The 7,486-nt window shown below is 61.2% G+C and carries 9 protein-coding genes and 1 pseudogene; 6 read left to right on the top strand and 4 right to left on the bottom strand.

Annotation, left to right across the window (positions count from 1 at the left end; translation table 11 throughout):
- Together HK20_RS12445 and HK20_RS12450 are read left to right on the top strand one after the other, a co-directional pair.
- Positions 1-447 (top strand): annotated as a pseudogene (locus tag HK20_RS12445) (hypothetical protein); the annotation flags it as partial.
- 131 nt (positions 448-578) lie between these two features.
- Entirely contained in the window at positions 579-1,244 is a 666-nt protein-coding gene (locus HK20_RS12450; RefSeq protein ID WP_086647357.1) for a TetR/AcrR family transcriptional regulator, read from the top strand.
- Between the two features lie 85 nt (positions 1,245-1,329).
- Here HK20_RS12450 and HK20_RS12455 read toward each other — a convergent pair whose 3' ends face one another.
- The 4 genes from HK20_RS12455 to HK20_RS12470 form a co-directional block, all read right to left on the bottom strand.
- Positions 1,330-1,971 carry a CHAP domain-containing protein gene (locus HK20_RS12455; protein WP_086647358.1) on the bottom strand — a complete coding sequence of 214 codons (642 nt, stop codon included), beginning with the start codon at positions 1,969-1,971 and terminating at the stop codon, positions 1,330-1,332.
- A gap of 313 nt (positions 1,972-2,284) precedes the next feature.
- Positions 2,285-2,635, bottom strand: coding sequence for a RidA family protein (locus HK20_RS12460; protein ID WP_086647359.1), 351 nt, complete (start codon positions 2,633-2,635; stop codon positions 2,285-2,287).
- Positions 2,636-2,731: 96 nt separating this feature from the next.
- On the bottom strand, positions 2,732-3,406 hold the full coding sequence (locus tag HK20_RS12465) for an NTP transferase domain-containing protein (protein WP_233129213.1): 675 nt from the start codon (positions 3,404-3,406) through the stop codon (positions 2,732-2,734).
- The gene (locus tag HK20_RS12470) at positions 3,391-4,500 is read right to left on the bottom strand and encodes an XdhC family protein (RefSeq protein ID WP_086647361.1); all 1,110 of its coding nucleotides are present in this window, start codon (positions 4,498-4,500) and stop codon (positions 3,391-3,393) included. Before HK20_RS12470 ends, HK20_RS12465 begins: the two co-directional genes overlap by 16 nt.
- Positions 4,501-4,624: 124 nt before the next feature.
- Here HK20_RS12470 and HK20_RS12475 point away from each other — a divergent pair, with 124 nt between their 5' ends.
- The 4 genes from HK20_RS12475 (at position 4,625) to HK20_RS12490 (ending at position 7,458) form a co-directional block, all read left to right on the top strand.
- Positions 4,625-5,038: a host attachment protein gene (locus tag HK20_RS12475; protein WP_194301403.1), complete on the top strand. Its 414-nt coding sequence runs from the start codon at positions 4,625-4,627 to the stop codon at positions 5,036-5,038.
- Between the two features lie 100 nt (positions 5,039-5,138).
- Positions 5,139-5,816, top strand: coding sequence for an MBL fold metallo-hydrolase (locus HK20_RS12480; protein WP_086647364.1), 678 nt, complete (start codon positions 5,139-5,141; stop codon positions 5,814-5,816).
- Positions 5,817-5,865: 49 nt separating this feature from the next.
- Entirely contained in the window at positions 5,866-6,387 is a 522-nt protein-coding gene (locus tag HK20_RS12485; protein ID WP_086647365.1) for a DUF192 domain-containing protein, read from the top strand.
- Between the two features lie 84 nt (positions 6,388-6,471).
- Positions 6,472-7,458, top strand: a complete 987-nt coding sequence (locus HK20_RS12490; RefSeq protein WP_086647362.1) for an NAD-dependent epimerase/dehydratase family protein — start codon at positions 6,472-6,474, stop codon at positions 7,456-7,458.
- Positions 7,459-7,486: the final 28 nt, after the last annotated feature.

The following is a 7,486-nucleotide window of genomic DNA, read 5'->3' on the forward strand; positions in this document are numbered from 1 at the left end:
CAATCCCAATCCCAATCCCAATCCCAATCCCAATCCCAATCCCAATCCCAATCCCAGCCTGTAGCGCAGCCGCTGGTCTGTGCGCCCAATGATGGCCGGCTGAGTGTGCGGGTGGAAGAGCTTGGTGCTGTGGTTGGCTACCAGTGGGGGCGTGGCACGCTCGAACTCGGCGGGCATACCTACCAGATTGTGGCGCGTGGTGGCGGGGTGCTGGCCGTAGGGCATGCCTTTTTTGCCGCCGCAGGCTGTGTAAGCAACATTACCCGCCCCGAGGATTTTAGCGGCACGTACTGGACAACCGGGGGCAGTGCGGTTGTAGGGCAGGGGCGTGGGGTCCTGTTTATGGAAAATGCCCACGGCGTGGATGTGCATCTGGCCGAGCAGGCGCGGGGTGTTCTTATGTCCTGGCAGATTGCCCGGCTGGATATGGAGCTTATTCCCGACTGATCCAGCCCGCAGGGCCATAATCTGCTACGTGTTCTACCTTATGGGGCTGGCGCTGGCTTTCCTGCCATGGGCAGAGGGAGTAATGTGGGGCAGACGTTTTTTGGCAAACAGCAGATGGGTTAACCGGGTTTATGGCAGACGGAGTAACACATACGGGCGGCCGCCCATCGCACGAGGCGGCGGAAGAGCTGGACCGTACGGTTATTGCCACAGCCACTACAGCGTTCATGCGCGCAGGGTACGCCGGAACCTCTGTTGAGCATATTGCCAAGGTTATTGGCTGCTCCAAGGCGACCATTTACCGGCGCTACCCTTCCAAAAAAGAGCTGTTCAGGGCCGTGGTGCACGAACGCTGCCGGGAGCTTGTTGGCATTTTGCAGGTTGAGCCGGGGAGCATGGCCAACCCGATGGATGCCATAAAGGATATGCTGCGTCGTTTTCTGGATTTTCTGCTGGTGCCCGAAACGGTGGAAACCTACCGGATCCTTATTATGGACTGCCAGCAGTTTGCCAGCATTACCGAAGATCTGGACCGGGCCATAGAACCATTGCACGAGCGGATGAAAATGTTGCTGGCCAAGGTACTGGGCTGGCCAGATACGCCGGAAAACCGGGCCGAAGTTGCCGTGCTGGAAATGAGCCTGCGCGGTCTGGTAACAGGCTGGCCGCTGCACCAGATGCTAAGCGGGCGCAAGCCGTTTGCAACCGATGCCGCCAAACGCCACTTTTTTGAGGCAAGCTGGAATGTGCTGGAAAGTGCGGTGCGTGTCCGCATTGCCTCTGGTCCGCCAAAATAGGGCGCTGGCGTTAAAAGCCGGGCAAAAAAATACCCCGTTCAGGCTGGCTGAGCGGGGTATGGGCGCGTAAGCGGTGGGGAACCGCTTACGGGAGAGTTGCTACAGGCTGTGCGCCTGCGGGTGCCTGCGCCAGCTGGGTTGCTGGCATCTTGTTGGCCCATGCGGTCATGACTTCCTGCTTCAGGCTGTCAGGCGTTGCATTTTTGTTGGCCGAATGGGGGTAGATAAACCCGTAAGTGGGGTAGATGGAGCCGTAGCTGTTACGGTTGTTCAGGGCAACGCGCACGGCAGACCAGTCATTGTTGGGGGACACGTCTATAACAGACACGTTGCGGCTGATACCGGCCTGCGCCCAGTGGGACTGGTCAATAACAATGGTGCGGCTGTCCACAATGTTGCGCACAACGGCAACGTGGCCAAGCGGCATGCGGCGTGTGGCGCGGAAGTTGAGAACACTGCCTGCCTTGGGTTCCAGCCCCCGGTCATACACACCGGCGGCATTGTGCCACCAGTCACGCGCATTGCCGTGCAGGACCACATCGGATGCGGACTTGGCGTAAGCCACGCACTGGATCACATGGCCGGAGCTGCGGTGGTGGTGGCTGGAAGCCGTGTGCACATTGCGGTGAGCCGTGCGCGCCTGAGCAGAACAGGTGAGGAAGGAAGCAGTAACAAAGGACACAACGGCCAGCGTAAGTTTTAGCTTTTTAGACCGTCCATCCTGCATCGTGTCTGCCTTTCCCTGGCTTGCTTTAGTTTAGGTCAGCTGCATGTTCTGTGGTCAGGTATAAACATCAATGCAGATCAGGCAAGCGTTGTTTGCGCGGCAAAAACGCGAAAGTGACTGTTTGCCAAAAAGAACCGGGTTAAAAATGAAAAATAGGAATTAATTCCTATCATCTGTCACGAGATTGCCTTAATTCGGCATGGCAGGGCGGATTTGGCGAACAGGGGATAAAAGCCGGGCTGATTCTGATTCGGTGCATCTGTGGCTAAAAAACCACGCCCCGCAAAAGGCCAGCCCGGCAGGTCAGGCAGGCTTATTTGGTGGTGACCAGCATGATTTCAACCAGCATGCGCGGGTCGGCCAGAATACCCTGCACACAGGCGCGGGCCGGGGCCATACCTTCAGGCAGCCATGCGCTCCACAGGGCGTTCAGCTTGTCGCGGTCGTTAATGTCCTTCAGCCAGATCTGGGCCTGCAGCAGGCGGGTATTGTCGGTCCCGTGCTGTTCAAGCAGGGCGTCCAGCTGTGCCAGTACGTCGCGGGTCTGGCCTTCCACGTCCTGGTCCAGATCGCGGGCCACAACACCCTGAGTGTACACAAAGCCGTGGTATTCCACTGCTGCGGACAGAATCGGGTTGGGGTTGGTGCGCAGGATTTTGCTCATGAAAAAACGCTTCCTTAATGGATTATCGGAATAACAGGCGCATGCGCCTCTAACGCACATGCGGTTCCACAGTTTTCGGAGCGATCGGGGCTGCGGTCAACCGGGGGGCGGCACCATACGGGCAAACTGGTCCAGTCTGTCGGGGGTATCAAAGTCTTCCAGCAGGGTTGCCGGGGCGGGCAGCAAGCGCACGGCAGGCCCAAGTGCGCGCAGGATGGCCCGCCCGCCCTGATCCCCTGTAACCCCGAGCAGTGCGGCAAATTCGGTGCTGGACCACACAACCGGGTTGCCGGGCTTGTTGTGCCTTTGCGCGGCTACAACCGGGGCCTGCGTGGTGTGCTGCTCATAGAGCAGGGCGTTCAGCAGGTGGGTGGGCACAAGGGGCATATCGCCCAGGCAGACCAGCAGGCTGGTGGCTGGCATGGCCTGTGCCGCGCGCACACCCGCCCGGAGCGAGGCAGAAAGTCCATCAGCCGCATCCATCACGCAATGTGTGCTCAGGCGTGTGCCATATTCGGGCAGGGCGTGGGTCAGTTCGGCCAGTTCGGCCCGGTTGGGGGGGAGCAGTACCAGCACATGGGCGGCGGCACTGCGCAGGGTGTTGCGCAGGGTGCGTACCAGCATGGGGCAGCCCGTGGCGTCGGGGGCCAGCAGCTTGTGCTGTGCCCCTGTGCGGGAGGACTGGCCCGCAGCCAGCACAATGGCCAGAGTTCCGGCGAGTGTTCCTGCCCGCGTGCCGTCCTGCGCGGGGGGCATCAGGGGTATTGCCACCCGCGCGCGTGCGCCAGTGGGGCCTGCCTGCGCACGGCTACAATATCGGCCAGAATGGACAGGGCTATTTCCTCCGCGCCTACAGCGCCTATGGCCAGCCCTATGGGGCCACGGATGCGGGCGAGTTCTGCCTCGGCAAAGCCCAGCGTGCGCAAGCGTTCCATGCGGCTGGCCTGCGTTTTGCGCGAGCCCAGTGCCCCAATATAGAATGCGGGGCTGCGCAGGGCCTCCTCCAGCGTGGGGTCATCCAGCTTGGCGTCGTGCGTCAGAGTGGCAATGGCGGTCATGGGGTCTATGCCCAGTGCCTGCATGGCTTCGTCCGGCCATTCGGTCAGCAGGGTCTGCCCCGGAACAAGGCCGGGAAAACGCTGGACCGTGGCCAGTGCGGAGCGCGGGTCAATGACAATGGGGGCCAGCCCGACCATGCTGGCCATGCGCGCCAGAGACTGGGCAATATGCACCGCCCCCACAATAAGCAGGCGCGGGGCGGGTACCAGAGGCTGCACAAACCATTCCTGCCCGGTGGCATCTGCCTCCGCCCCGCTCCGGCCGTGTTGCAGGCGGGCATGGGCTGCGTTGCAGATTTCGGGCGGGCAGGTACCAAATTGCACAGTGCTGCCTTGCTCTGTTTGCACAACAAGTGCGTGCCGTGCGCCATTGTGCAGGCGCACCAAGGCCGCCGCCTGCCGGTTTGCCATGCACGCACAGACCTGTTCGAGCAGTGCAAGGGGGAAGGTTCCGGTGGGGCAGGCGGGGGAATTTATGGCTTCCACCTGCACGTCCAGCCGCCCGCCACAGGCCAGCCCGACCTCCCACGCACGGGCGCTGCTTACGCCATATTCCAGCGTTTGTGCGGGGCTTCCGGCCATAATGTCCTGCGCGTGGGTCATCACATCGGTTTCCACGCACCCACCGCTGACCGAACCTTCCACCCCACCGCGCGCACTGATGGCCATGCAGCTCCCCGCTGGGCGGGGGGAGCTGCCCCACGTGCCGGTTACGGTGGCAAGGGCCACAGGCTCACCCGCCCGCGCCCAGGCCAGTGCATGGTCCAGTGGGGTCAGGAGTTGGGGAGGGGGGGCTGGAACTGTCATGATCGTTGCCTATATCACTGTGCACACAGACTGCCCATTGGCAGCAGAACAGGCCAGAAGCGGCGTGGCTGCACAGCAACAATGGGAACGGGCTGTACGATTTTGGAACAAGGACATATTTTCCATGACTGAAGAAAGAGACGGCCTGATTGTTTACGTTGCTGCTGATGGCGGCAAAGTGCGCTTTTTGCACGATGCGCAGGGCGAAATGCGCGACGTAACGGACCTTAAGGCCGATGGCCATGAAGACACCCCCGGCAAGCTCCCGCCCGAAACCGACCCCCGCACAGCGGCCAAGGAAGGGTTTGCCCGTAACGTGGCCGACCGCATTAACGCCATGGTTGCCCACGGTGCCAACGTGGCGGGCTTTGTTATTGCGGCTCCTGCACCCATTATGCACGACATCCGCGCCCATCTGAGCAAACCTGCCGAAGCCAAGGTGATCAAGACGCTGATCAAGGACCTGACCAACATTCCGGCCCATGACCTGCACAAGCATTTTGACATCCCGGCCACAGGCTGGGTGCTGCCGGGCTAAAAAAAGCCTTAAGCCGCAGACAGAAAGCTGCCAGATGGTTCCGTCTGGCAGCTTTTTTTTGGCATACTGGCCAGAACACGGCGCAAAAGAGAGGTCGCATATGCAGGTTTCCTACCCCGGCATGCAGCTACGCATCGTTCCGGTTACCCCGTTCCGGCAGAACTGCTCCATCCTGTGGCACGAGGGCACGGGCGGGTGCATCATGGTCGATGTGGGGGGGGATGCGGATGTGCTGCTCGATTTTGCAAACCGCAAGTCCCTGAACGTGGAGGCCATTGTGCTGACCCACGGCCATCTGGACCACGCAGGGGGTGTTATGGCCCTGTGCCGTGGGCTGGAGGCACAGGGCAAGCCCCGCCCGGCCGTGATCGGGCCGGATGAGCGGGATGCGTTTCTGCTCTCCTCCATAACCGATCAGGCCCGCCATTTTGGCCTTACCGGGCTGGAGAATGCCTCGGTCGATCGCTTTGTGCGTGATGGCGAGGTGCTGGACTATCTGGGCTGCCAGTTGCGCGTGGTGCATGTGCCGGGCCATACGCCGGGGCATGTTGTGCTGGTGGACGAGCGCGCCCGCTTTGCCTTTGTGGGGGATGTGCTGTTCCGTGGTTCCGTCGGCCGGACGGATTTTGCCTATGGTAACGGCGCACAGCTTATAGAGGGCATACGCCAAAAGCTGCTGCCGCTTGGGGATGATATTGTGATAGTCCCCGGTCATGGTGGATTGTCCACACTGGGCGCGGAGCGGACGGGTAACCCGTTTTTGCAAGACGCGCATTGAGTGCAGGAGAAAACAGGACGTGAAGAACAAACAACTGTTCGGGCTGCTTATGGCCGCGCTGGTGGGGAGTGCGGGTGCAACATGGGGCCTGCCGGCTCTGGCGGATGATGGAGAGCCCACGCAGGCCCAGCCGGTTCTGCCCAAGGAGCCGCTGAGCATTGTCTCTGCTTCGGGCAGGCATGTTTTCTCCGTGGAGCTGGCAAAAACCCCGCGCCAGCAGCAGGTGGGCGAGATGTTCCGCACGCAGGTGCCAGCCGATGGGGGCATGCTGTTCCCGTGGGGTGCGCCCCAGCAGAGTGATATGTGGATGGAAAACACCCTTGTCCCGCTGGATATTGTTTTTATTGGCCCCGACCAGCGCGTGCAGGCGATTGTGGAAAACGCAGTGCCGCAAAGTCTGGCCCATATCAGCAGCCACGGTCCCGCACTGGCCACGCTGGAACTGGCCGGTGGCGTAACCGCCAGACTGGGCATTATGGTGGGGGATAAGGTGGAGGCGGCCTCTCTGGCGCCGGCAGCCCCGGTTGCCTCCGTGCCACAGGCAGCCCAGCCAACCACAAAAACGCCCTGACGCGCCGCCCCTGCTCCGCTAGAAGCGCCTGACATGGCACCGGGCTGGCGGAGCTTGGGTGCGCTTAGCTCACGAGGCGGGACTTTGACCTTTCTGGTAACCGGTGCAGCCGGGTTTATTGGTTTTCATGTTGCACGGGCACTGCTCGAACGCGGCGACCGGGTGATCGGGGTTGATAACCTGACACCCTGCCCCGACCCGAACCTGAAAAAAAGCCGTCTGCTCCTGCTGGAGCAGTATCCCGGCTTTACCCTGCATGGGCTGGATATCAGCCAGCCTGATACCCTTATGGCCCTTGCTGCCAGGGAGCCGCATATCCGCGGTATTTTCCACTTTGCAGCACAGGCCGGGGTTCGCTACTCGCTCGAAAACCCTTATGTGTTCGCCGATGCCAACGTGCGCGGGCATGTTGCCGTGCTGGAGATGGCCCGCAGGCTACCCCGGCTGGAGCATCTGGTTTACGCCTCCTCCTCCTCCGTTTACGGCCGCAACAACAAGCTCCCTTTTTGCGAGACAGACCCCGTGGACCAGCCGGGTTCGTTCTATGCCGTTAGCAAGCGCAGTGCAGAACTTGCCTCCTCCACCTACAGCTACCTGTATGGCATCCCCCAGACCGGGCTGCGGTTTTTTACCGTGTATGGCCCGTGGGGGCGGCCGGATATGGCCTATTACAGCTTTGCCCGCGCCATTATGGAGGGGCGGCCCGTCCCGCTCTATAGCGGGCGTGCCCTCTCGCGCGATTTTACGTTTATTGCGGATGTCGTTTCCGCCGTGCTGGCGGTGTTTGACAAACCCCCGGCATCTGGCGTGGCCCGTGTGCTCAACGTTGGCAGCCAGCGCCCCCAGAGCGTGCGCAAGCTCATAGAGGTGCTGGAGGAGGTGCTGGAAACCAAAGCCCTTATTGACGACCAGCCCCGCCCGGCAGCGGATGTGGAAAAAACATGGGCCGACATTACCGCCATCCGCCAGCTTACAGGCTGGCAGCCCCGGACCGAGCTGATCGACGGCGTGGCAGCCTTTGTCCGCTGGTATTGTTTTTATGGCTCCGCGCCCCACATGGACATTTTGTAACATATTTAATGAGTGGATTTATGGTGAT

It is taken from the genome of Acetobacter sp. DsW_54, assembly GCF_002153575.1.
Classification (GTDB): Bacteria; Pseudomonadota; Alphaproteobacteria; order Acetobacterales; family Acetobacteraceae; genus Acetobacter; species Acetobacter fabarum.